The 23,504-nt window shown below is 68.1% G+C and carries 19 protein-coding genes and 2 pseudogenes; 11 read left to right on the forward strand and 10 right to left on the reverse strand.

Annotated elements, in window-relative coordinates:
- A pseudogene (locus H3O04_RS19840) lies at nt 1-479 on the reverse strand (NfeD family protein); the annotation flags it as partial.
- 123 nt (nt 480-602) lie between these two features.
- Entirely contained in the window at nt 603-1,637 is a 1,035-nt protein-coding gene (locus H3O04_RS19845) for an AraC family transcriptional regulator (RefSeq protein WP_023477776.1), read from the reverse strand.
- Nucleotides 1,638-1,774: 137 nt separating this feature from the next.
- Here H3O04_RS19845 and H3O04_RS19850 point away from each other — a divergent pair, with 137 nt between their 5' ends.
- From H3O04_RS19850 to H3O04_RS19875, 6 genes are all read left to right on the forward strand, one after another.
- On the forward strand, nt 1,775-2,908 hold the full coding sequence (locus tag H3O04_RS19850) for an acyl-CoA dehydrogenase family protein (protein ID WP_023477775.1): 1,134 nt from the start codon (nt 1,775-1,777) through the stop codon (nt 2,906-2,908).
- A 198-nt stretch (nt 2,909-3,106) separates the two neighbouring features.
- Nucleotides 3,107-4,813, forward strand: a complete 1,707-nt coding sequence (locus H3O04_RS19855; RefSeq protein WP_023477773.1) for an AMP-binding protein — start codon at nt 3,107-3,109, stop codon at nt 4,811-4,813.
- A gap of 114 nt (nt 4,814-4,927) precedes the next feature.
- Nucleotides 4,928-6,457: a CoA-acylating methylmalonate-semialdehyde dehydrogenase gene (locus H3O04_RS19860; protein WP_023477772.1), complete on the forward strand. Its 1,530-nt coding sequence runs from the start codon at nt 4,928-4,930 to the stop codon at nt 6,455-6,457.
- A gap of 18 nt (nt 6,458-6,475) precedes the next feature.
- Nucleotides 6,476-7,375 (forward strand): 3-hydroxyisobutyrate dehydrogenase, encoded by a 900-nt coding sequence (gene mmsB / locus H3O04_RS19865; protein WP_006480765.1) that lies wholly within the window; start codon nt 6,476-6,478, stop codon nt 7,373-7,375.
- On the forward strand, nt 7,375-8,166 hold the full coding sequence (locus tag H3O04_RS19870; protein WP_043888563.1) for an enoyl-CoA hydratase: 792 nt from the start codon (nt 7,375-7,377) through the stop codon (nt 8,164-8,166). Before mmsB ends, H3O04_RS19870 begins: the two co-directional genes overlap by 1 nt.
- Entirely contained in the window at nt 8,163-9,302 is a 1,140-nt protein-coding gene (locus H3O04_RS19875) for an enoyl-CoA hydratase/isomerase family protein (RefSeq protein ID WP_034175201.1), read from the forward strand. The genes H3O04_RS19870 and H3O04_RS19875 overlap by 4 nt, the downstream gene beginning before the upstream one ends.
- Before the next feature lie 66 nt (nt 9,303-9,368).
- Here H3O04_RS19875 and H3O04_RS19880 read toward each other — a convergent pair whose 3' ends face one another.
- Nucleotides 9,369-10,274 carry a LysR family transcriptional regulator gene (locus tag H3O04_RS19880; protein ID WP_012339624.1) on the reverse strand — a complete coding sequence of 302 codons (906 nt, stop codon included), beginning with the start codon at nt 10,272-10,274 and terminating at the stop codon, nt 9,369-9,371.
- Between the two features lie 185 nt (nt 10,275-10,459).
- Here H3O04_RS19880 and H3O04_RS19885 point away from each other — a divergent pair, with 185 nt between their 5' ends.
- Complete coding sequence (locus tag H3O04_RS19885; RefSeq protein ID WP_185921174.1) at nt 10,460-11,998, forward strand: MFS transporter; 1,539 nt, start codon at nt 10,460-10,462, stop codon at nt 11,996-11,998.
- A gap of 44 nt (nt 11,999-12,042) precedes the next feature.
- Here the strand turns inward: H3O04_RS19885 and H3O04_RS19890 are convergent, their stop codons facing one another.
- From H3O04_RS19890 to H3O04_RS19910, 5 genes are all read right to left on the reverse strand, one after another.
- Entirely contained in the window at nt 12,043-13,413 is a 1,371-nt protein-coding gene (locus H3O04_RS19890) for an efflux transporter outer membrane subunit (protein WP_175769626.1), read from the reverse strand.
- 15 nt (nt 13,414-13,428) lie between these two features.
- On the reverse strand, nt 13,429-15,483 hold the full coding sequence (locus tag H3O04_RS19895; RefSeq protein WP_124478403.1) for a MacB family efflux pump subunit: 2,055 nt from the start codon (nt 15,481-15,483) through the stop codon (nt 13,429-13,431).
- A gap of 2 nt (nt 15,484-15,485) precedes the next feature.
- Nucleotides 15,486-16,679: an efflux RND transporter periplasmic adaptor subunit gene (locus H3O04_RS19900; protein WP_202588307.1), complete on the reverse strand. Its 1,194-nt coding sequence runs from the start codon at nt 16,677-16,679 to the stop codon at nt 15,486-15,488.
- Between the two features lie 409 nt (nt 16,680-17,088).
- On the reverse strand, nt 17,089-17,670 hold the full coding sequence (locus tag H3O04_RS19905; protein WP_124478400.1) for an HD domain-containing protein: 582 nt from the start codon (nt 17,668-17,670) through the stop codon (nt 17,089-17,091).
- A gap of 78 nt (nt 17,671-17,748) precedes the next feature.
- Entirely contained in the window at nt 17,749-18,315 is a 567-nt protein-coding gene (locus tag H3O04_RS19910) for a helix-turn-helix domain-containing protein (RefSeq protein ID WP_006480773.1), read from the reverse strand.
- Nucleotides 18,316-18,753: 438 nt separating this feature from the next.
- On the opposite strand from H3O04_RS19910, the gene H3O04_RS19915 reads away from it, so the two are divergent.
- The 3 genes from H3O04_RS19915 to H3O04_RS19925 all read left to right on the forward strand — a co-directional run bounded on the left by H3O04_RS19915 (nt 18,754) and on the right by H3O04_RS19925 (nt 21,695).
- Nucleotides 18,754-20,157: an HdeD family acid-resistance protein gene (locus tag H3O04_RS19915; RefSeq protein ID WP_202588308.1), complete on the forward strand. Its 1,404-nt coding sequence runs from the start codon at nt 18,754-18,756 to the stop codon at nt 20,155-20,157.
- A 99-nt stretch (nt 20,158-20,256) separates the two neighbouring features.
- Nucleotides 20,257-20,835, forward strand: coding sequence for a hypothetical protein (locus H3O04_RS19920; RefSeq protein WP_202588309.1), 579 nt, complete (start codon nt 20,257-20,259; stop codon nt 20,833-20,835).
- Between the two features lie 128 nt (nt 20,836-20,963).
- Nucleotides 20,964-21,695 carry a ribonuclease T2 gene (locus H3O04_RS19925; RefSeq protein WP_006498851.1) on the forward strand — a complete coding sequence of 244 codons (732 nt, stop codon included), beginning with the start codon at nt 20,964-20,966 and terminating at the stop codon, nt 21,693-21,695.
- A 25-nt stretch (nt 21,696-21,720) separates the two neighbouring features.
- On the opposite strand, the gene H3O04_RS19930 is transcribed toward H3O04_RS19925, so the two are convergent.
- Complete coding sequence (locus H3O04_RS19930) at nt 21,721-22,374, reverse strand: isochorismatase family cysteine hydrolase (protein WP_124478395.1); 654 nt, start codon at nt 22,372-22,374, stop codon at nt 21,721-21,723.
- A gap of 310 nt (nt 22,375-22,684) precedes the next feature.
- Here H3O04_RS19930 and H3O04_RS19935 point away from each other — a divergent pair, with 310 nt between their 5' ends.
- A complete protein-coding gene (locus tag H3O04_RS19935; RefSeq protein WP_202588310.1) occupies nt 22,685-23,167 on the forward strand; it encodes a cupin domain-containing protein in 483 nt (160 codons plus the stop codon).
- Between the two features lie 137 nt (nt 23,168-23,304).
- Here H3O04_RS19935 and H3O04_RS36205 read toward each other — a convergent pair.
- Nucleotides 23,305-23,504: pseudogene (locus tag H3O04_RS36205) on the reverse strand (cytochrome c); the annotation flags it as partial.

A 23,504-nucleotide genomic window follows, 5' to 3' on the forward strand; every position in this document is an offset into this window, starting at 1 on the left:
ATGCCGAACTGCACGGGCGACGCCGCGCCGAGGTTGGTGCCAGGCGCCATCGCTGCGACGTGGCTCGCATAGACGATGTAGGTGCCCGCGCTCGCCGCCCGCGCGCCGCCCGGCGCGACGAACGCGGCGACCGGCACCGGCGAGCCGAGGATGGCCTTGATGATCTGCCGCATCGACGTATCGAGGCCGCCGGGCGTGTCGAGCTGAAGGATCGCGAGCGGCGCATGCTCGCGGGCCGCGCGGTCGAGCGAACGCACGATGAAATCGGCGCTGGCCGGGCCGATCGCGCCGTTGACGGGAATCACGACGACCGGATGCGCGGCGGGCGCGTCGGCCGATGGCGGCGCGGCGAGTGCAGCGCTCACGACGAGCAGCGCCGCGAACAGCGCGGCGCGCGCGACCCGCGCGGACAGCGGGTGACGGGGGCGGCCGTCGGGCGCGGCAGGCGCCGGCGGCGGGGCATGACGATGAAAGCGCATCGGGACGTCCGGGCGGCGCACGGCCGCGTGCCGTCCGGCTGGCGGAAAGGGCGTGGGCCCGATGCTTGAAGATTAGGCGGTTTCGGCCGAAAGCGCGAAGGCGAGGCAGGGCCGATCGCGCATTCAGCCGGCGCCGCCGCCGCGCGCGAGCGCTTCTTCCCGAAACTCGGCCGGGCTGCGCCCGCTCCACTTGCGAAACGCGCGGTAGAACGCGCTCGGCTCCGCGAACCCGGTCGCGGCCGCGACGTCGGCGATCGTGCGGGCGGGGTCGGCCAGCGCCTCGAACGCGAGATCGCGCCTTAGCGTGTCCTTGATCGACTGGTACGCGTGGCCTTCCTGGTGCAGCTTGCGGCGCAGCGTGGCCTCGGCCACGTGCAGCCGCGCGGCCATCCCGCCCGCGCCCGGCCATGCGGCGGGCGGCATTCCGCGCAGCACCGCGCGCACCCGCTGCGCGAGCGCGTTCGGGTTGCGGTACTTGACGATGAAGCTGGCCGGCGCGTTGCGCAGAAACGTCTTCAGCGTCTTCGCGTTCTGCACGACCGGCAGCGTCGCGAATTCGGGATCGAAATCGACATACGAATCGGGCTCGTTGAACCGCATGTCGTCGCAGAACATCGACGGGTATTCGTGGTCGGCGGGCGGCGTATCGCAGCGGAAGCTCGCGTGCAGCAGCGGTATGCGCCGGCCGATCAGCCAGCAGGTGAGCCCGTACACGATGATGAAATAGGTCGCGTACGTGAACATCGCGGGCGTCGCGCCGTTGTTGCGGTGCACGAAACGCAGCCGCACGCGCTGCGGGTTCGCGTCGAGCTCCGCGTGCAGGTCGTCGAGCACGCAGTGCATGAAGTTCACCGCGCGCGCCATCGCGTGCAGCCCGTCGCGTGCGGACAGCGCCGCCTGGCTCATCGCGATGAAGCTGCCGCTGCGCATCGGATGGCGATCCTGCCCGAAAAACTCGTCGTCGAGCGTGCGCGCAATCGCGTTCCACAGCGCGCCGTATTGCTGCGCGGACACGCGTGCGCGCGGCTGCCCGAGCAGCGCCGGTGCGATACCGGCCTGCGCGAGCAGCGGCTCGGCCGCGACGCCGCGCCGCGTGGCCAGCGCGACGCTGTACGCGACGAGGCTGATCGCGACGGTTCCCTTGTCTTCCTGCTTCATCGGTGTCGCCGGTGTGGCAAAAACGCTCAGTGTAAATGAGCGACGCGAGCATCGAACAGTCGCGCGCGCTTGCCTACACTTGTTGCATCGAAACGCAAGGACGGTCGCGCCCGGCGGCCGCGGGAGACTGCAGCACCATGGACGAGCTTTACACCGAAGACCAGCGGATGATCCGCGACGCCGCGCGCGCTTTCGCCACCGAGATGCTGGCGCCGAACGCCGCGCAGTGGGACCACGACGCGCACCTGCCCGACGCGATCGTCGCGCAGCTCGGCGAGCTCGGCCTGCTCGGGATGATCGTGCCGCAGGAACTGGGCGGCTCGTATACGGATTACGTGGCGTATGCGCTGGCGATGGAGGAAGTCGCGGCCGGCGACGCCGCGTGCGCGACGATGATGAGCGTGCACAACTCGGTCGGCTGCGGGCCGATCCTCGGCTTCGGCACGCCCGCGCAAAAGGATCGCTGGCTGGCCGACATGGCGGCCGGCCGCGTGATCGGCGCATTCTGCCTGACCGAGCCGCATGCCGGTTCCGAGGCGAACAACCTGCGCACGCGGGCCGAACTGCGCGACGGCAAATGGGTGTTGAACGGCGCGAAGCAGTTCGTGACCAACGGCCAGCGCGCCGGTGTCGCGATCGTTTTTGCCATGACGGACCCGGAAGCCGGCAAGCGCGGCATTTCCGCATTCCTGGTGCCGACCGACACGCCGGGCTTCATCGTCGGCAAGCCCGAGAAGAAGATGGGCATCCGCGCGTCGGATACGTGCCCGATCACGTTCGAGAACTGCGCGATTCCGGAGGAGAACCTGCTCGGCAATCGCGGCGAAGGGCTGAAGATCGCGCTGTCGAACCTCGAAGGCGGGCGCATCGGCATCGCCGCGCAGGCGCTCGGCATCGCGCGCGCCGCGTTCGACAAGGCGCGCCGCTATGCGGGCGAGCGCGTGCAGTTCGGCAAGCCGATCGCCGAGCATCAGGCGATCCAGCAGAAGCTCGCCGACATGGCCGTGCAGATCAACGCCGCGCGCCTGCTCGTGCATCACGCGGCGAAGCTGCGCACGGCCGGGCTGCCGTGCCTGTCGGAAGCGTCGCAGGCGAAGCTGTTCGCGTCCGAGATGGCCGAGCGCGTCTGTTCGGATGCGATCCAGATCCACGGCGGCTACGGCTACCTGGTCGATTACGAAGTCGAGCGTCATTATCGCGACGCGCGCATCACGCAGATTTACGAAGGCACCAGCGAAGTGCAGCGGATGGTGATCGCGCGGCAGCTGTGAGCCGCGACGTGCGCCCATCCGGCATCACGCAGTCGAACAAACGGTCGAACAGGCAGGCACACGAGACAGGCACGAGGGCAGCGCGGCAAACGCGGCACGCAACGACGTGACCGTGCGCCGTGCAACACGGAACCGGGCAAGTGCCGCAGCACCTGCGCCGGTTGACCGCTGGGCATGGAGACTGGACGGAGACGACACATGACGGTACAGGCATTCCTGGACGCACGCGACTTTCTGCTGCGCCATCGCACCGACTACGACACCGCGTATCGCGATTTCGCATGGCCGGTGCTCGATGCGTTCAACTGGGCGCTCGACTACTTCGACCCGATGGCGCGCGGCAACGACCAGCCCGCGCTGTGGATCGTCGACGCGGCGACCGGCACGGGCGACCCGTATTCGTTCGCGCAGATGTCCGAGCGTTCGTCGCGGATCGCGAACTGGCTGCGCTCGATCGGCGTCGGGCGCGGCGACCGGATTCTGCTGATGCTGCCGAACCGGGTCGAGCTGTGGGACGCGATGCTGGCCGCGATGAAGCTCGGCGCGATCGTGCTGCCCGCCACCACGCAACTGTCGCCCGACGACGTGCGCGACCGCGTGCAGATCGGCGGCGCGACCTACGCGATCGTCGACGAGAACGAAACCGCGAAGTTCGAGCAGGCCGGCCTCGGCCTCGAGCAGAAAATCGTCGCCGGCGCGCCGCGCGCGGGCTGGCTCGCGATGAACGACGGCTATGCGGCGAGCGCCGCGTTCGAGCCGGATGCCGTCACGCACGCAAACGATCCGATGCTGCTGTACTTCACGTCGGGCACGACGTCGAAGCCCAAGCTCGTCGAGCATACGCACCGCACCTATCCGGTCGGGCACCTGTCGACGATGTACTGGGTCGGCCTGCAACCGGGCGACATCCACTGGAACATCAGCTCGCCGGGCTGGGCGAAGCACGCGTGGAGCTGCTTCTTCGCGCCGTGGAATGCGCAGGCGTGCGTGTTCGCGTTCAACTATGCGCGCTTCGAGCCGAAGGTCGTGCTCGATGCGCTCGTCAAGTACCGGGTGACGACGCTGTGCGCGCCGCCGACCGTGTGGCGCATGCTCGTGCAGCAGCCGCTCGCGTCGTTCGACGTGAAGCTGCGCGAGATCGTCGGCGCGGGCGAGCCGCTGAATCCCGAGATCATCGAGCGCGTGAAGAAGGCCTGGAACATCTCGATTCGCGACGGCTACGGCCAGACCGAGACGACCTGCCTGATCGGCAATTCACCGGGCCAGCCGGTGGTCGCCGGCTCGATGGGCCGGCCGCTGCCCGGCTACCGGATCGCGCTGCTCGACCCGGACGGCGCGCCGGTGACCGAAGGCGAGGTCGCGCTGCCGATCGGTGACGACGTCACGCGCCCGGTCGGGCTGATGAAGGGCTACGCGAACAATCCCGATGCGACCGCCCATGCGATGCGCGACGGTCACTACCGTACGTCGGACATTGCGATGCGTCGCGACGACGGCTACTACGTGTACATCGGCCGCGCGGACGACGTGTTCAAGTCGTCCGACTACCGGCTGAGCCCGTTCGAACTGGAAAGCGTGCTGATCGAGCATCCGGCGATCGCGGAAGCGGCCGTCGTGCCGAGCCCGGACCCGGTGCGGCTGTCGGTGCCGAAGACCTTCATCACGCTGCGTCAGGGCTACGAGGAAAGCCCCGCGCTCGCGCTGGAGATCTTCCGTTTCTCGCGCGAGAAGCTCGCGCCGTACAAGCGCATCCGCCGGCTGCAGTTCGCGGAACTGCCGAAGACGATCTCGGGGAAGATTCGCCGCGTCGAGCTGCGCCGCCGCGAGATCGAGCGCGGCGACGACGCGACCGCGCGCATGCCCGGCGAATACTGGGAAGAAGATTTCGCCAACGAACTGAAATGACCGGCCGCGGGCCGTGCGTGCCGCATTTTTCGGCGCGTCGTCCGCCGCCTCGCTGAACCGAACCGGCCGCGCGTTGCACGACGCCACGCGGCCCACTGCAAGGAGAGTGCACTGATGAACGCGAATCCGACGCCCCGCACGGGGCAAGACGTGCCGACGGTCAAGCTGCTGATCGACGGCGCCTTCGTCGAGTCCACCACCAGCGAGTGGCGCGACATCGTCAACCCGGCGACGCAGCAGGTGCTCGCACGCGTGCCGTTCGCGACCGTCGCGGAAGTCGACGCGGCCGTGCAGGCCGCGCACGCCGCGTATGCGACGTGGAAGAACACGCCGATCGCCGCGCGCATGCGCATCATGCTGAAGTTCCAGGATCTGGTGCGCGCGAACCAGCAGCGCATCGCGAAGACGCTGACGGCTGAACAGGGCAAGACGATTCCGGACGCCGAAGGCGACATCTTCCGCGGCCTCGAAGTGGTCGAGCACGCATGCTCGATCGGCACGCTGCAGCTCGGCGAATTCGCGGAGAACGTCGCGGGCGGCGTCGACACCTACACGCTGCGCCAGCCGCTCGGCGTGTGCGCGGGCATCACGCCGTTCAATTTCCCCGCGATGATTCCGCTGTGGATGTTCCCGATGGCGATCGTGTGCGGCAACACGTTCGTGCTGAAGCCGTCCGAGCAGGACCCGATGTCGACGATGGAACTCGTCGAACTCGCGCTCGAGGCCGGCATACCGAAAGGGGTACTGAACGTCGTGCACGGCGGCAAGGAAGTCGTCGACGCGATCTGTACGCATCCGCTCGTGAAGGCGATCTCGTTCGTCGGCTCGACCGCCGTCGGCACGCACGTGTACAACCTCGGCAGCCAGCACGGCAAGCGCGTGCAGTCGATGATGGGCGCGAAGAACCACGCGATCGTGCTGCCCGACGCGAACCGCGAGCAGGCGATCAACGCGCTCGTCGGCGCGGGCTTCGGCGCGGCCGGCCAGCGCTGCATGGCGACTTCCGTCGCGGTGCTGGTGGGCCAGGCGCGCGAATGGTTGCCCGACATCGTCGCGAAGGCGAAGACGCTGAAGGTCAACGCGGGCTCGGAAGCGGGCACCGACGTCGGGCCGGTCGTGTCGCGCGGTGCGAAGGCGCGGATTCTGTCGCTGATCGACATGGGCATCAAGGAAGGCGCGAAGCTCGAACTCGACGGCCGCGACGTGAAGGTCGCCGGTTTCGAGGAAGGCAACTTCATCGGGCCGACGATCTTCTCCGGCGTGAAAACCGACATGACGATCTACACGCATGAAATCTTCGGGCCCGTGCTGGTCGTGATGGAAGTCGACACGCTTGACGACGCGATCGCGCTCGTCAACGCGAACCCGATGGGCAACGGCGTGGGCATCTTCACGCAGAGCGGCGCGGCCGCGCGCAAGTTCCAGAGCGAGATCGACGTCGGCCAGGTCGGCATCAACATCCCGATTCCGGTGCCCGTGCCGTTCTTCAGCTTCACCGGTTCGCGCGGCTCGAAGCTCGGCGACCTCGGCCCGTACGGCAAGCAGGTCGTGCAGTTCTACACGCAGACCAAGACGGTCACCGCGCGCTGGTTCGACGACGACACGACGGCCGGCCCGGTGAACACGACGATCCGGCTGCATTGAGCGGCGGAGGACACCACCATGAAAATCGGATTTATCGGCCTCGGCCACATGGGCGCGCCGATGGCGCTGAACCTGCTGAAAGCCGGCCACGACGTGCATGCATTCGACCTGAGTGCCGACGCATTGCGCGCGCTGCAGGACGCCGGCGCGCAGGTGGCAGCTTCCCCGCGCGATGCGGCATCGGGCGCGACGTTCGTGATCACGATGCTGCCGGCCGCGCCGCACGTGCGCTCGGTGCTGTCCGGCGAGAACGGCGTGCTGGCCGGTCTCGGCGCGGGTGCGACGGTGATCGATTCGAGCACGATCGACCCGGCGAGCGCACAGGCGTTCGGCGCGCTGGTGCGCGAGCACGGCGGCGCGTTCGTCGATGCGCCGGTGTCGGGCGGCACCGGCGGCGCGGCGGCCGGCACGCTGACCTTCATGGTCGGCGGCAGCGACGCGGATTTCGAGCGCGTGAAGCCGGTGCTCGCCGGGATGGGCAAGAACATCGTCCATTGCGGCGCGACCGGGATGGGGCAGGTCGCGAAGGTCTGCAACAACCTCGTGCTCGGCATCTCGATGGCGGCGGTGTCGGAGGCGATGTCGCTCGGCGTCGCGCTCGGCATCGACCCGAAGGTGCTGGCCGGTATCGTCAACACGTCGACGGGCCGCTGCTGGAGCTCGGACACCTACAACCCGTATCCGGGCGTGATCGAGACCGCGCCGTCGTCGCGCGGCTACTCGGGCGGCTTCGGCACCGACCTGATGCTGAAGGATCTCGGCCTCGCGAACGACGCGGCGAAGCAGGCGCGCCAGCCCGTCTATCTCGGCGCGCTCGCGCAGCAGCTGTATCAGACGATGAGCAGCCGCGGCGACGGCCAGCTCGATTTCTCGGCGGTGATCCGCCTGTATCAACCAGCCACGAAGAAGGACGCGTGATGATCGAACTCGACTATGTCGACGACGGCGCGATCGCGTGCGCGACGCTCAAGCGTCCGCCCGCGAACGCCTTTACCGCCGACGGGCTTCAGCAGTTGCAGGCCATCGTCGCCGAACTGAATGCGAACCCGCGCGTGCGTGCGCTGGTGATCACCGGCGACGGCCCGAAGTTCTTCAGCGCGGGCGCCGACCTCAACACGTTCGCCGACGGCGATCGCGCGGTCGCGCGCGCGATGGCGGCGCGCTTCGGCGCGGCGTTCGAAGCGCTGCACGACGCACGCGTCGTGACGATCGCGGCGATCAACGGTTACGCGATGGGCGGCGGCCTCGAATGCGCGCTCGCGTGCGACCTGCGGATCGCGGAGACGCATGCGCAGATGGCGCTGCCGGAACCGTCGGTCGGCCTGCTGCCGTGCGGGCTCGGCACGCAGACGCTGCCCTGGCTCGTCGGCGAAGGCTGGGCGAAGAAGATCATCCTGACCGGCGCGCGCGTCGACGCCTCCACCGCGCTGCGGATCGGCCTCGTCGAGGACGTAGTGGAAAGCGGCGCCGCGCGCGATGCAGCACTCGCGCTGGCGCGCAACGTCGCGCGGCAAAGCCCGCATGCGGTGGCTTACAGCAAGGAGCTGATCGGCCTTGCACGTCGCGGTGTGCCGCGAAGCGCGGCGCTCGCGGTCGAACGCGAACGCTTCGTCGACCTGTTCGACACGGCCGATCCGCGCGAAGGCGTGGCGGCGTTCCTGGGCAAGCGCGCGCCGCAGTGGCGCACCGATGGAGAATCGCAACGATGAGTACGCCGATGACGAATCACGACGCATTCGCCGAGCACGCGCCCGAGGTGCTGTTTCGTGTGGTGAACCGCGTGGCGCTGATCACGCTGAACCGGCCTGCCGCGCTCAACGCGCTGTCGTACGCGATGATCGGCGAGCTGACCGCGCTGTTCGAACGCTGCCGCCACGATGACCAGATCGTCGCGGTCGTGCTGCGCGGCGCGGGCGAGAAGGGCTTCTGCGCGGGCGGCGACGTGCGTGCGTTGTACAAGATGGTCGCGCAGCGCGAGACCTGGCTGCCGTTCTTCGTCGACGAATACCGGCTCGACTATGCGATCCACACGTTCCCGAAGCCGGTGGTCGCGCTGATGGACGGCGTGACGATGGGCGGCGGCATGGGCCTCGCGCAGGGCGCGGCGCTGCGCGTCGCGACCGAGCGCAGCAAGATCGCGATGCCGGAAACGCGCATCGGCCTCGTGCCCGACGTGGGCGCCACGCATTTCCTGTCGGGCATGCCGGTTGAACTCGAACTGTACGTGGGGCTGACCGGCGCGATGCTGTCGGGTGCCGACGCGCTGAGCGCGAAGCTCGCGGACCTGTGCGTGCCGTCCGCATGGCTCGACACGTTCGAGACGCGCATCGAGAGCGTCAAGTGGGACGGCGATGCGCTGCCGTTGCTGCGCAAGGTGTTCGAGCCGCCGTGCAACGTGGTGCCGCATGCGGCGCTCGACAGCCAGATGCCGTGGATCGTCCGTCATTTCGACAAGCGCTCGAGCGTCGAGCGGATCGTCGCGACGCTCACGCAGGAGTTGACGCGCGACGAGCTGGCACGCGAGCACCGCCAATGGCTGCAGGCGACGCTCGATGCGCTCGCGAGCCATTCGCCGACGATGCTGGCCGTGACGCGCGAGGCGCTGCTGCGCGGCCGGCAGATGACGCTCGCGGAATCGTTCCGGATGGAGCTCGGCATCGTCGCGCGCGCGATCGAGGAAGGCGACTTCTGCGAAGGCGTGCGCGCGCATCTCGTCGACAAGGATCGCAAGCCGCGCTGGGCGCCCGCGTCGCTGGTCGAGCTGCGCGCCGAACGCGTGCGGCATTTCCTGACGTCGCCGTGGAAGCTGTTCGCGCATCCGCTCGCCGATCTCGGCGCGGCGTGATGCGATGAACCGACGCGCCCGGGCGGCGCGTCGGTTGCCGCGTATCCCTTTCCTGTTCTTCCGCGTTCAGCGCTCGATCATCGGCGGTACCGCCTCCACGAGCGCATCGATCACGCAGCGGGTCTTGCGCGGCAGGTAGCGCGTTTTCGGCCAGATCGCATGAATGTCGCCTTCGCAGACGAAGCAGCGATCGAGCACGACCACCATCTCCCCGCGCTTCACGTAGTGATCGAGCAGCCAACTCGGCAGCCACGCGATCCCGAACCCCGACGCGCCGGCCGCCGCGATCGCCTGCACGTCGTCGAAACTGAGCTGGTGCGGCATGTCGATGTGGACGCTCGAGCCGTCCGGCGCACGCAGGTACCACGGCTGGACGACGCCCGAGCGTGAATACGCGATCGTGCGGTGGTTTTTCAGATCGTCGAGCGATTGCGGTGTGCCGTGGCGAGCGAGATACGACGGCGCCGCGCCGAGGCTCCCGTATTGCGTGCCGAGCCGCCGCACCGCGAGGCTCGTGCTGTCCGCGAGCGGGCCGATTCGCACCGCCAGATCGATGCCTTCCTCGACGAGATCGACGAAGCGGTCGGTGATCGACACGTCGATCCGCAGGTGCGGGTAAGTGCGCGCGAGGTCGAGCACGATCGGCGTCACGCAGTGGTGCCCGAATGCGAGCGGCACGCTCAGCCGCAACTTGCCGCGCGCCTCGTGGCGGCCGCAGTCGAGATCGGCTTCCGCCGCTTCCAGTTCCGCCAGCGCGCGCACGCAGCGGTCGTAGTACGCCTGGCCGTCATCGGTCAGGCTCTGGCTGCGCGTCGTGCGCTGCAGCAGCCGCGCGCCGAGCCGCTTCTCGAGCCGCGCGATCGCCTTGCCGACGGCCGAGCGCGTCATGTCGAGCCGTTCCGCGGCGAGCGCGAAGCTTCCGGATTCCACGACCTGGACGAAGGTCGTCACGCCGTCGAGTCTGTCGGTCATGGCGGGTGGTGTGTTGCGTCTATTGGGTCCTGAGATTCCCCAGTGCATGGAAACGGGCGCGTCAATGGGGAGGTGAATTCTCACTATAGTACCGATTCCCGCCCAGCGTGCGTCGCCGGCCGCGCGCGGCGAATCCTACTCACCTGGAGGTGCGCGGCCTGTTGCCGGGCCGCCGCGCAATACGCATGACGCTATCCGACTCCCGCAGGAATGCGGTCGCGCTCGCGGCCGTCTGTCTCACGTCGCTGATGTTCGGCCTCGAAATCTCGAGCGTGCCGGTGATCCTGCCGACGCTCGAACACGTGCTGCATGGCGATTTCAACGGCATGCAGTGGATCATGAACGCGTACACGATCGCGTGTACGACGGTGTTGATGGCGGCCGGCACGCTCGCGGACCGGTTCGGCCGCAAGCGCGTGTACGTGATCGGCACCGTGCTGTTCGGCGCGACGTCGCTGCTGTGCGGGCTCGCGCCGAACGTGCCGGTGCTCGTCGCGGGCCGGCTGCTGCAGGGCGCGAGCGGCGGCGCGATGCTGATCTGCCAGATCGCCGTGCTGTCGCACCAGTTCCGCGAAGGGCGCGAGCGCGGCCGCGCGTTCGGGATCTGGGGGATCGTGTTCGGCATCGGGCTCGGCTTCGGGCCGATCGTCGGCGGCGCGATCGTCGCGCTGGCGAGCTGGCCGTGGGTGTTCCTCGTCCATGCGCCGCTCGCGGCCGTCGCGCTCGTGCTGATCGGCGGCGCGGTGCAGGAGTCGCGCGATCCGCATGCGGGCGCGCTCGATGTGGCGGGCATCGTCACGCTGTCGCTCGCGGTGCTCGGCCTCGCGTTCTACATCACCCAAAGCGCGGAACTCGGGCTGACGAGCGCGGCCGGCCTCGGCGTGCTCGGCGCGACCGTGCTCGCGGTGATCGGTTTCGTCATCGCGGAGCGCGCCAGCGCACGGCCGATGTTCGACTTCTCGGTGTTCCGGATTCGCGCGTTCACCGGCGCGATCTTCGGCTCGATGGGGATGAACTTCAGCTTCTGGCCGTTCATGATCTACCTGCCGATCTGGTTCCAGATCGCGCTCGGTTACGACAGCGTGACGGCCGGCCTCGCATTGCTCGCATACACGTTGCCGACGCTGATCGCGCCGCCGTTCGGCGAACGGCTCGCGCTGCGCTACGGGCCGGGCGTCGTGATTCCGGCCGGCCTGTTCACGATCGCGGCCGGTTTCGTGCTGATGCGGTTGGGCAGCGCGGCCGATCATGCGAGCTGGCTGACGATGCTGCCGGGCTGCGTGATCGCCGGCATCGGGCTCGGCTTGACCAATACGCCCGTCACCAACACGACGACGGGCGCGGTGCCGAGTGCGCGGGCCGGGATGGCGTCGGGCATCGACATGAGCGCGCGGATGATCTCGCTCGCGCTGAACATCGCGACGATGGGCTTCGTGCTCGTGGCGGGGATCGTCGCGAGCCTGAAGGGCGGCCCGGCCGGCGCGATCGGCGACGCGGCGCTGCGCCGGCTCGCGCAGGAGATCGCGGCGGGCCGCACCGACGGGCTGCAGGCGATCGCGCCGGCGCTCGCGCAGGCCGACCCGAGCGGCGCGGCGTTGCACGCGGCGCTCGTGCATGGCTTCGGCTGGGTGATGGTGTACGGCGCGGCGGGTGTGGCCCTGCTCGCGACCGCGAGCGCGGTGGCGTTCGCGCCGGCGCGGCGTGGAGCGACCGTGTGCGAATGACGCGGCCGGCGCGCGGCGTGTGAGGTGCGGCGTGTGACGGCCGGTCAGGAAGTCCCGCCGCCGAGCGCGCGGTAGAGCTTCATCTGGTTGTTGAGCCGGTTCAGGCGTGTCAGTTCGTCGGCGCTTTGCGCGCTCCTCAGCACCTGCTGCTGGTCGAGCCACGGCTGCACGGCGGTCGCGCCGGCCGCGAAGCGCGCGGCGGCCAGCCGTTCGGCGCGCTGGGCCTGGGCGAGCGACAGCGCACGCTGTTCGGCTTCGCGTTCGAGCTGCACGCGCGCCGACAGTGCGTTCTCGACTTCCGCGAGCGCCGTGTAGAGCCGCTGGCGGAACCCGACGACCGCTTCCTCGTACTGCGACTTCGACACCCTGATCTGCAACTGCATCGTGTTCCACTGGATGAACGGCAGCGCGAGGCCGAGCCCGAGCGTGCCGACCGGATTCGTCAGCACGCGCTCGAGGCTCGTGCTCGTCGTGCCGGCGCTGCCGGTCAGCGTGAAGGTCGGATAGAAGCTGGTGCGCGTCGCGTCGACCTGCGCAAGCGATTCGCGCAGCCGGAATTCCGCCGCACGCAGGTCGGGGCGCCGGCCCAGCAGGCTGGCGGGCAGGCCGGCCGCCACGTCGGGCGGTGCGGCGTCGGGCAACGCAGCCGGCTCGGCCGCGCGCTGCTGCGGCGGCCGGTCGAACAGGATCGCGAGCGCGTGGCGGTTCTCGGTGCGCTGCTGGATCAGCTGCGTCTGCGCCGCGCGTTGCGCGGCGAGGCTCTGTTCGGCCTGCGCGAGGTCGAGCCCCGACACGGCACCGGCCGTGTGCCGCGACCGCACGAGCGCGAGCGTGCGCGCCGCATACGCGATATTCGCGTCGCCGAGCGCGATCTGCCGGTTCAGATAGCCGATCTGCCAGTACAGCGCCGCGGTCGTGCCGATCAGCGACAGCCGTGCGGCTTCGAGATCGGCGGCGGTCGCGTCGGCCTCCCAGCGCGCGGCGTCGCGCAGCGCGGCCAGCCGGCCCCACAGGTCGATTTCATAGCTGAGCGAACCATTGACGCCGCTCGAACGGCTCATCTGGTGCGTGTCGAGCGTGCGCGATACGGCGCCGTTCGCGCCGAGCGTCACGTTCGGCGTCAGGTTCGTATCGACGAGCCCGGCCTGCAACTGCGCGCGGTACACGCGGATCGCCCCGATCGCGAGATCGTTGTTGGCGCGCAGCGCGTCGTCGATCAATGCGTCGAGTTGCGGATCGCCGAAACTGCGCCACCAGTCGCCCGTGGCGGCCGGCGCGTCGGCCGCGACCGGCGCGGCCCAGTTCGCGGGCATCGCGACGGCGGGCAGCGGATCATGGCGCGCACCCGCGCAGCCGGCGAGCAGTACGGTCGCGCACGCGAATGCGCCGAGGCGGTGAAGCGGGGAGGAATGCATGATGGCCATGTTTCGTCAGTCGCGCGCGAGCGCATCGATCGGGTCGAGCCGCGACGCGTTGCGCGCGGGCATGAACCCGAAAATCACGCCGGTGAGCGTCGAGCACACGAACGCGGTCACGATCGCGCCGGCCGAGAACACCATCTTCCACTGCGCGACGAACACCGAGAACAGCGCGCCGAGCCCGAACGACAGCGCGATGCCGATCGTGCCGCCGAGCAGGCACACCAGCACGGCCTCGACGAGGAACTGCTGCAGGATGTCGGACTGGCGCGCACCGACCGCCATCCGGATGCCGATCTCGCGCGTGCGCTCGGTGACCGACACCAGCATGATGTTCATCACGCCGATCCCGCCGACCACGAGCGAGATCACCGCGATCAGCGACAGCAGCAGTGTGAGTGACTGGCCGGTCTTCTCGACGGTCTTGACCACGCTGTCCATGTTGTACGTGAAGAAGTCCTTGCGGCCGTGGCGCTGGATCATCAGCTTCTCGAGGCTTTTCTCGGCGGCCGCGCTCGGCTGCCCGTCGCGCACGCGCACGGTGATGCTGTCGAGATAGCGCTGGCCGAACAGGCGACCGCTCGCGGTCGTGTACGGCACCCACACGTTCAGGCTCTTCACGCTGCCGAACGCGCTCTTCTTGTCGGCGGTCACGCCGATCACGACGCACGGTACGTTGTCGACCAGGATCGCTTCGCCGACCGGATTGCGCGTCGCGCCGAACAGCTTGCGACGCGTGTTCTGGTCGATCACGGCCACTTGCGCCTGGCGGCGCACCGCATCGTCGTCGAACGGGACACCGAGCGCGAAGCGCATTCCGCGCGTCTGGAAGTAGCTGTCGCCGACGCCGCTCACGAGCGCGTGGACGTCGACGTTGCGGTAGCGCAGCAGCAGCGTGCGCGACGTTTCGGGCGTCGCGCTGTCGACGTACGGCTGCTCCGCGAGCGCGGCGACGTCGGCGGGCACGAGCGTCTGGATCGTGTCCGCGCGGCTGTCGCCCCAGTCGGAGCCCGGATAGAAGCTGATCGTATTGGTGCCGATGCTGCCGATTTCTTCGAGCATGTAGCGCTTCGCGCCTTCGCCGACCGCGACGATCGATACCACCGACGTGATGCCGATGATGATGCCGAGCATCGTCAGCAGCGTACGCAGCCGGTGCGACACGAGCGCGATCCATGCCATCCGGCATGCTTCGGCGAAACGGCCGGTGCCGGCGGCGAAGCGTCGGGCGTGCGGGGTGGGATCGGTGGCGGTATCGTTATCGGTGGGTGGCGGTGCATCGCCGGAAGCCGGTGCGGGCGGCGCGGATGGTGTGTCGGCCGCCGTTTCCGTCGTTGCGGCCGCGCCGATGCCCACTTCCGCGAGCGCCTCCGCGTAGTGGCGGTTCGGCCGGTCCGCGACGATCTCGCCGTCGCTGATCTCGATGATGCGCCGCGCATGGCGCGCCACGGCCTTGTCGTGCGTGACGATCACGATCGTATGGCCGAGCGCGTTCAGCTCGTGCAGGATGCGGATCACGTCCTGGCCGCTTTTCGTGTCGAGCGCGCCGGTCGGTTCGTCCGCGAGGATCACCTGGCCGCCGTTCATCAGCGCGCGCGCGATGCTCACGCGCTGCTGCTGGCCGCCGGACAGTTGGCCGGGCCGGTGATGCGCGCGATCCGCGAGCCCGAGGCGCGCGAGCAACGCACGGGCGCGTGCATGCCGTTCGGCGCGCGGGGTGCCCGCGTAGATCGCCGGCATTTCCAGGTTCGCGACCGCGTCGACGTGCGGCAGCAGGTGATAGCGCTGGAACACGAAGCCGAAGTGCTCGCGGCGCAACTGCGCGAGTTCGTCGCTGTCGAGCATGTGCGTGTCGCGTCCGCCGACCGTGTACGTGCCTTCGCTCGGATGATCGAGGCAGCCGAGGATGTTCATCAGCGTCGACTTGCCGGACCCCGACGCGCCGACGATCGCGACGATCTCGCCCGCGCCGATCGACAGGTTGACGTTGTTCAGCACGACGACGTCCTTGTCGCCGGCCGGAAAGCGTCGCGTGACGGCGGCGAGTTTCAGCAGGGGCTGGCGCATCGTTACACCACGCCCGACAGCGGCGCGCGCTCGTCCGCCGACGCTTCGCCGATCACGACGCGCTCGCCGTCCTTCAGGCCGGCCAGTACTTCGGCGCGCACGTTGTTGTTGATGCCGATGCGGACGTGGCGCGTTTCCGTGCTGCCGTCGGCACGCAGCACGCGTACCGCGACGGTGCCGTCCTTGCGCTTCTCGCCGAGCGCGGCGGCCGGGATGCTGAGCGCATTGCGCGCGTTGCCGAGCACGATGTTGACCTGCGCGGTCATCGCGATGCGCAGCCGGTGCTCGGGATTCGGCACGTCGAACAGCGCGTTGTAGAACACCGCGGCGTTCGGCTTCGCGCCGCCGCCGGCCCCTCCGCCGAGCGCGCTTTGCGCGTCGGCGTAGTTCTGCGGTGCCGGTTCGATCGCGCGCAGCTTGCCGTAGTGACGCTTGTCCGGTTCGCCGAGAATCGTGAAATAAGCGGTCTGGCCGGCGCTCACGCGGATCACGTCCGCTTCCGACACCTGCGCCTTCACGGTCATCGTGTCGAGATTCGCGAGCTTCAGGATCACCGGCGCCTGCTGCTGCGCGATCACGGTCTGGCCTTCCTGCGTGACGATCGCGACGACCTCGCCGTCGATCGGCGCGACGATGCGCGTGTAGCCGAGGTTCGCCTGCGCGGTCTCGATCTGGATGCGGGCCGAACGGATCTGCGCGGCGAGCGATGCGAGGGTCGCGCGCTGCACGTCGAGCGTCGCCTTCGCGGCTTCGAACGATTCGCGCGACGTCGCATCGTCGGGCAGCATCGCCTGCTGGCGGCGGAACGCGAGTTCGGCTTGCGTCAACTGCGCGGTGGTCGATTGTTGCTGCGCGCGCAGGCTTTCTTCGCTGGCGCGCGCCTGGCGCAGCGCGTTTTCCGAGATCACCGGGTCGATCTCGGCGAGCCACTGGCCCTTCGTGACCTTGTCGCCGAGCTTGACCTTCAGCGTCTTCAACTGCCCCGACACCTGCGCGCCGACGTCGACCTGCCTGAACGCCTGCAGCGCGCCGGTCGCGAGCACCGCGTTCTCGAGATCGCCGCGCGTGACCGGCGCGGACAGGTATTGCGGATGCTTGGTCGGCGCGCAGGCCTTCAGCGTGATGCCGGCGGCGATCGCGGCGACGGCAAGGGTAGCCAGCACGATGCGCCGGCGGCGATGGGTCTTCTGGGTCATGAGAATGCGGCGAGGATGAAGCCGGCGCCGGCGATGCGTGCGGCCGAGCGGAACGATCCGGTCGGCGTCGCATGCCGGGCATGTTGCCCGCGACGGGTTCCGCGTACGCATCGCGCGGGTGTGCCGAATCGAATCAGGCGCTCATGGTAAGCGAGGAATTCGCGCCAAAACGTGTGGAAATTGTGCTGAATTGTGTGGACACCGTACCGATACGCGGGCCGGAGGGCGCAATTGTCTCGATCTGTGAAAAGGCAGTGATTCGCCGTGCCCGCACTACCGCCGTGCGGCGACGATCGCCATCATCGGCCGGTCGCGTTCCTCGTCGAGCGCGGGCAGCCCATCGACCTGCTCGGGTGTCGGCCCCAATCGTACAAGGGGTATGAGCGTGAAGTTCCCCGATCCTGCGAGCCTATGCGCGGTACCCACCCGTGTCGATCTTGCGCTGCGTATCGGCGTCGACGATTTCGCGGATCGCGCGGAACAGCGGCGCGGCGTCGGTATAGCGGCGGCCGTAGCCGAGATTGAACGCATAGTCGAAATCGGGCGGATTGCTGCCCTGGTTGTGCTGCAGGATCGTTTCGAGCTTGTCGAGCGCTTTCGCCGCGCGGGCTTCGGGTGAGGCGGCCGCCTCGTATTCGTCCCACAGCGCGACGATCTCGTCGCGCACCACACGGTCGAGCGACGCGGTCAGCGTCAGCAGGTCGTCGCGTTCATGTGCGCTCTTGTCGGGATGCGCGGCCTGCTCGATCGCAGGGATGTCGCCGTGCAGCGCCTCGCCGAGGTCGTGGACGACGCACAGTTTCAGCAGCTTCAGCGTATCGACGCCGGGCAGCGCGTCGGCGAACACGAGCGCCATCAGGCATAGCCGCCAGCTGTGCTCGGCCGTGCTTTCCGGGCGGCCGGCCGACGTGTGGCCGCTGCGCAGCACGTCCTTCAGGCGTTCGGCTTCGCGCAGGAACGCGAGCCGCGCGTGGATCGTATCGGGGTTCATGGTCGGCGTCGTTGCGATGAACCGCCAAGCGTACGCCGGCCGGCCGTGGTGCGTCCACGCATGAAATATGCGCGACTGTCAGTGTGCGTCGAGCGTCTCCACGAGCCGCACGGCCGAGCCGTCCGACAGCGTCAGCCGTGTCCACCGGCATCGGCTGCCGCGAATCGGCACGACGCGCGACGCATTCGCGCCGGTGTCGAACTCGACGCTCGGCGGCCCCGCGCGGTCGTGCCAGCCGAGCGGGTCGAGCGCGGCTTCCATGCGGGCGATTTCCGGTGTCGCGTAGCGCCACAGCGACGTGCCGAGCAACGTCGAAAGCGGTTGCGAGAACTCGGCCGCGCGCGCCGGGGAACTGGCCAGCAGGCGGTGCGTGAGGTCGCACACGAGATGCATGCGGCCCGCGCTGCCGGCGATCAGCCGCGCGAGTGCGTGGTCGCCCGCGGAATCGAGGCGCGCGGCGAGCAGCCGTTCGGCCGTCGCGCGCTCGGCGGGCGACATCTGCTGAAGGCCGGCTTCCCAGCGCGAGATCGTCGATTGCGCGACGCCGAACAGCTCGGCTGCATGGCTTTGCTTCACGCGGTGCAGCGTGCGCCAGCGCTTGAGTTGCGGGCCGAGCGAGGATGGATGAAGCGGCGGGTGGGGCATGTCGATGCTCCTGTTTCATGCGTCGGCCAGCGCCATGGCGGACAGGGGCCGGCGTGGAACCCGGCGAGCGGCGGCCAGCATGTGCCGGCGTTGAATCGGTCCATGCATGTGTTCTTGCCCCGTCTGCGCGGTTCGGTTGGGTGGCTTTCGCCCTCGGAAGCCGGATTCTCGCGTATCCGTCGCATGTTGTCGAACCCGAACCCTGCCGTGGCAGTGGGCAGCCGCGCCCCGTCGAAAACGTTTTCGCGAGGCTTTCAAGCGGCCCCTTCATATCTTATTATTCGCCCAGAGCGGCGCGCGCCGGCCGCCATCGAGCATGTCGACGACATGACGCGCCGGCAACGATGACCGCCTTCCGGCCGGCGCGTCGCCCGACACGCGGTTGACACGACAGGGAGCGCGAGGCCGCGCGTATCCCGAAAAAGATACGAGGGCGCAATGGTACGACTGGTGTTGCTGCTGCTGGGCATCGAATATCTGCGAACCCGCTGGCGCGGGCTGACGGTGCTCGGCTGGCTGTGGGTCGTCGCGGGCGTCGGCATTTTCGTCGATGCACTCGACGGCGCGCTGCATTTTCCGATCGAGCTGTTCGCGTGGCTGTTCCTGATCGAGGGGCTCGCGACGCTCGCGGTGGCCGGCAGCGGTGTCGGCGGGCAGCGCATCCTGCGCTACGTGAAGGGCATCGCGGTCGTGGTGGCGGCGGGGCTCGTGTTCGCCGGCCATCATCACGGTCACTTCCTGCTGTCGATGATCTTCGGCACGCTGTTTCTCGTCGACGGGCTGCTGCAATGCACGTCCGCGTGGATGGTGCGCTATCGCCGCTGGCACGTCGCGTTCGCGTGGGGCGTCGTCGAGATCCTGCTGGCGATCTTCTTTTTCCAGCCGTACCCGACGCACTACGCGGGCACCGTACCGTACTGCCTCGGCCTGCTGCTGATGTTCGGCGGGATGCACCTGCTGAGCCTCGCCGCACGTGTGAAGCGGCTGACGCGCAACCCGGCGTTCGCGACGTCGCCCGCGCCGGCGCTTGCACCGGATCTCGACGACGCACCGGACCGGCCGCAGTTCGCGCAATCCGAATGGGACGGCCCGCCGGCCGACGGCGAGCGGGCGCTCACCGTGCACGTATGGACGCCGACCGGCACGTCGAAGGCCGAAGCTCAGCGCTACCCGGTGATCGACCGCTACATTGCGGCGGTGGACGTCAACGGCGTGATCTCGACCGGCCATGCGGCGCTGGAGTCGCCGGAGGGCATCTACATCAGCCTGTATCCGGGCGTCGAAATCGATCGTTCTCCGGATGAATTCACGCGCATCCTGCGGGCGACGCGCGAGAACGACGTGCCCGGCCTGTTCCAGCCCGACTATGCGACCGAGTCGAAAGCGTGGTGTCCGTCGACCGTGCGCGTGCGCATTCGCAACTACGATCCGGCCAAGCTCGACGCGTTCTGGTCGTCGTACCGGCAGAACACGACGTACAACCTCACGTACCGCAACTGCTCGAGCACCGTGTCGAATGCGCTCGAGGCCGCGCTCGACGGTGCGGTGTGGCGGCTGAAGGGCGCGCGGGCCGGATGGGGTGCATTCGTGCGGCTGCTGCTCACCCCCGAGCTGTGGGTAGCCGCGCAGATCCGCAAGCGCGCGGTGACGATGGCGTGGACGCCCGGCCTCACGCTCGACTATGCACGCGCGCTCAGCATGCTCGCCGATCCGCGTCCGTTCGCGTGGTGGAAGGTCGCGCGCTCGGCGGTGAGCGCGATCATGGCGTCGCGGCGTGCATGGCGCGAGCAGGACAGCGCAGCGCTGTCGCCCGGCGGATCGGAGGCGGCGTCGATGAAGTAAAACGCGTGGCGCCGGAAGCGGGGCCGGCATCACGAGGGACGCCTGCGCGCGGTGCGGCCCGCCGATATTGCCCGCGATAAAAACCCACGGACGACAACGATGAACGAGACGACCGCGTTTCGCATCCGGATTCCCGCCGCGTTGACGCTGGCGCTGGCAAGCGTCTGCTTCGCGCAGGCGGGCACCGACGAAGTACCGCGCATGAGCAACGACGTGTACCGGACGTCGGTGTCGTTCTGCTCGAACGTCCCGGCCGCCGAGAAGGTCGCGTGCCAGGGCGACATGATCGCCGCGGGCAGCCGGATCGTCGCGGCGATCGGCGGCCTGCCGCCGGCTTCGGCCACGGCGATCGACGAAGGCGCGCGCAACAAGCTGCCGCCGGAGGAGCGCAACGGGCTCGCGCCGGTCGAGCCGGGTGCGATCGACAAGGACGACACGCTGGCCGGCCTCGCCGGCATGGTGCGCCTGTGCGACGTGTACGAACCGGAACCGGCATCGCGCGCGCGGCATCACGCTGCGCTGCAGCAGAAGGCGCCCGAGATCGCGCCGCGTGTCGAGGCGTTGCTGGCCGATGCGTCGACCGCGGCGCGCCGGCGCGTCAGCATCGGCGTGTGGCAGATTCTCGCGCTCGAGGGGCCCGAAGCGTCGGCGCGCGCGTGTACGCAGCTGGGCACCTGAGCGAAGCGCGCATTCTTTCGTGCACCTTCACATTCGTGCCACGTTGCGGCAGCAACAATCGCGGGCAGACATTCGACAACCTTGCGGCGCATCCCGCGACCGCAAGCCTTTTCCCGAGGAAACACGCCATGCTCAAGACGCTCGCCCGCGCCGCTGCCGCACTCGCCGTCGCTTCCGTTTCACTGCACGCCGCCGCGCAGACCAGTTACGACTACCTGTTGCTCGCCGCATCGTGGGAGCCGGGTTTCTGCGCGTCGCACGACACCCCGGAATGCACGAACCTCGCCGGGTCGTACGCGGCGACGAGCCTGTCGCTGCACGGGCTGTGGCCGAACCGCTACGACGGCAACCAGCCGTTCTATTGCGGCGTGCCGCAGAACGACATCGACCTCGACAACGCGCACCAGTGGTGCAGCATGGACGCGTACCCGATCAGCAGCGCGACCCGCAACACGCTGTCGACGTACATGCCGGGCGTTGCTTCGTGCCTCGACAAGCACGAGTGGTTCAAGCACGGCACGTGTTCGAATTCGGCGACGCCCGATGCGTACTGGAACCAGGCGTCGGGCATGATCAGCCGGCTGGGCAACACGTCGTTCAACGCATTCCTGCAGGCGAACGCGGGCAAGACGGTCACGCGTAACCAGTTGCTGTCGGCGTTCGAAGGCGCGTTCGGCAGCAACACGCGCAGCGCAGTGTCGCTGAAATGCACGAAGACGAACGGCGTGAGCTACTTCACCGAAGCATGGATCGCGGTGAAGACGAATGCGACCGCGCAGTTTCCGAGCGCCGCGTCGCTCGTGACGGACGGCAATACGCAGGGCACGTGTCCGACGTCGGGGGTGTTTATCGCGAAGTGAAGCGGATGCTGCGGCTCGCCCGTCGTTACGCCAACAGCCGCAGCGCATCCGAGAGCGACAGTACCGTCGTGCGCGATTCGAACGCGGTGGCGAACAGATGCTCGTGAACGATCGGGTCCGGGTCGTAGCAGCAATCCTTGACCGTGTAGAGGCGGAAATCGGCGTCGCTCGCATGGGCAATCGACGACAGCATCACGCCGGTCGATGCGATGCCGACCATGATCAGCGTATCGACGCCTTGGGCAATGAGCCGCGCCTGCAGGTCGGTGCCAAAGAACACGCTCGCGCGGTGGGCGACGATCAGCGGTTCGTCGGGTCGTTTGGCCAGTTCGGGACACGGGGCATCGTCGATGAAGAGGCCGAGTTGCTTGATGCCCTGGCCGTTCTTGTTGAGCGGGCTGACTTCCGGATAGCCGGGGCTGAAGCGGAGATTCGCGAACCAGACGCCGACGCCGGCGGCGCGTGCCGCGTCGCAGAGGCGGCGGGTATTGGCGAGCAGCTCGGGCGCGACCGACGGGAACAGGCCGAGGATGTCGGTCTGGTAATGCATGACGAGCAGCGCGGTTTTCGATGGCGCGATCGGGGGAATCTGGTAGAGCGTGCTTTGAGCAGGCGTGTTGTCGCCATGGGCGGGCGTGTGGGTTGCCATTTCGATATCCGGTGCGGTTTCCTCGTTCATGAATGACGTTCTCCGTGCTGTTGGCGAGGTGCATCTGAATTTTTCGCGTACGTACTTCAAAAAACCGACCGCCCCGCCGTATATGTCGTCGCCCCAACGCCAACGTGCCCGTGCCCTGGAAATATAAACCCGGGCGTGATTCCTTCAGAACGGCCCGTGCGGGCAGCCACGCCGCCGTCAACGGCCGGGATCGGCAAAACGGACACGCGTGGCCGTTGCAACCCGACATCAAAAATGCCGCGCGCCACGGACGCATTTTGTCCTTTCCGTCAACCGCTATCATGGACGTTCATCCTAAAGGAGAACCCCGATGAGCCGGCCAGATTTCATCAGGCACTGGACTGAACTCGAAGAACCGGATGCGCATTCCTATCGCGGCGATACCGAGCCCATGGCGCTCGACGCGCCGCTTTCCGCCGCACTCGGCATTACGCGTATTGGAATCCATCATGTCAGGCTTCTGCCCGGACGGCGGACGTCATATCCCCACGCCGAAAGTACCGAGCAGGAGTTTGTGTACGTGCTCGAAGGCAAGCCCGACGTATGGATCGACGGCATGCTTCACCCCATTGCCGAGGGCGATTCCGTCGCGTTTCCGGCAGGCACCGGAATTTGTCACACCTTCATCAACAATACGAAGGACGAAGTGAGGTTGATGGTGATCGGCGAACGTCCTCGCGACGACAACCGCATTCGTTACCCGCTCAACGAAGCGTACGAACTGACCCGCGCGGACCGATGGGTGGACTGGCCCGACAGACCGCTTGGCGACCATGACGGGATGCCGGACTGACGCTCACCGGAAGACCGCATCGGCCGACCCCTGCCAGCGACAGTATCCGGACGAGTGACCGCCGTACTTTTAGGATTCAACCCGCCGATGCAACGAATGGGTGAAATCGCTTGGCCGATGTATCGAAGTTCAGTGTGCTATTTCTTTGAAATCAATCCGGTCATATATTGATTCAAATCACGAAAATCTTTGACTGTCCACGGATGCGGCGGTAGTTTTACGCCATTTTCTCGCAAGGTTTTTGGAATCAGGTCGCCGTTCGGGCGAAGTATGACGGATGAAACGATAACGCCCGGGTAATCACTCAGCCGTTTTTTGAAAGCGGGCGTCGTAAGAT

Origin of the sequence: Burkholderia sp. KCJ3K979, from assembly GCF_016759955.1 — a bacterium.
Classification (GTDB): Bacteria; Pseudomonadota; Gammaproteobacteria; order Burkholderiales; family Burkholderiaceae; genus Burkholderia; species Burkholderia orbicola.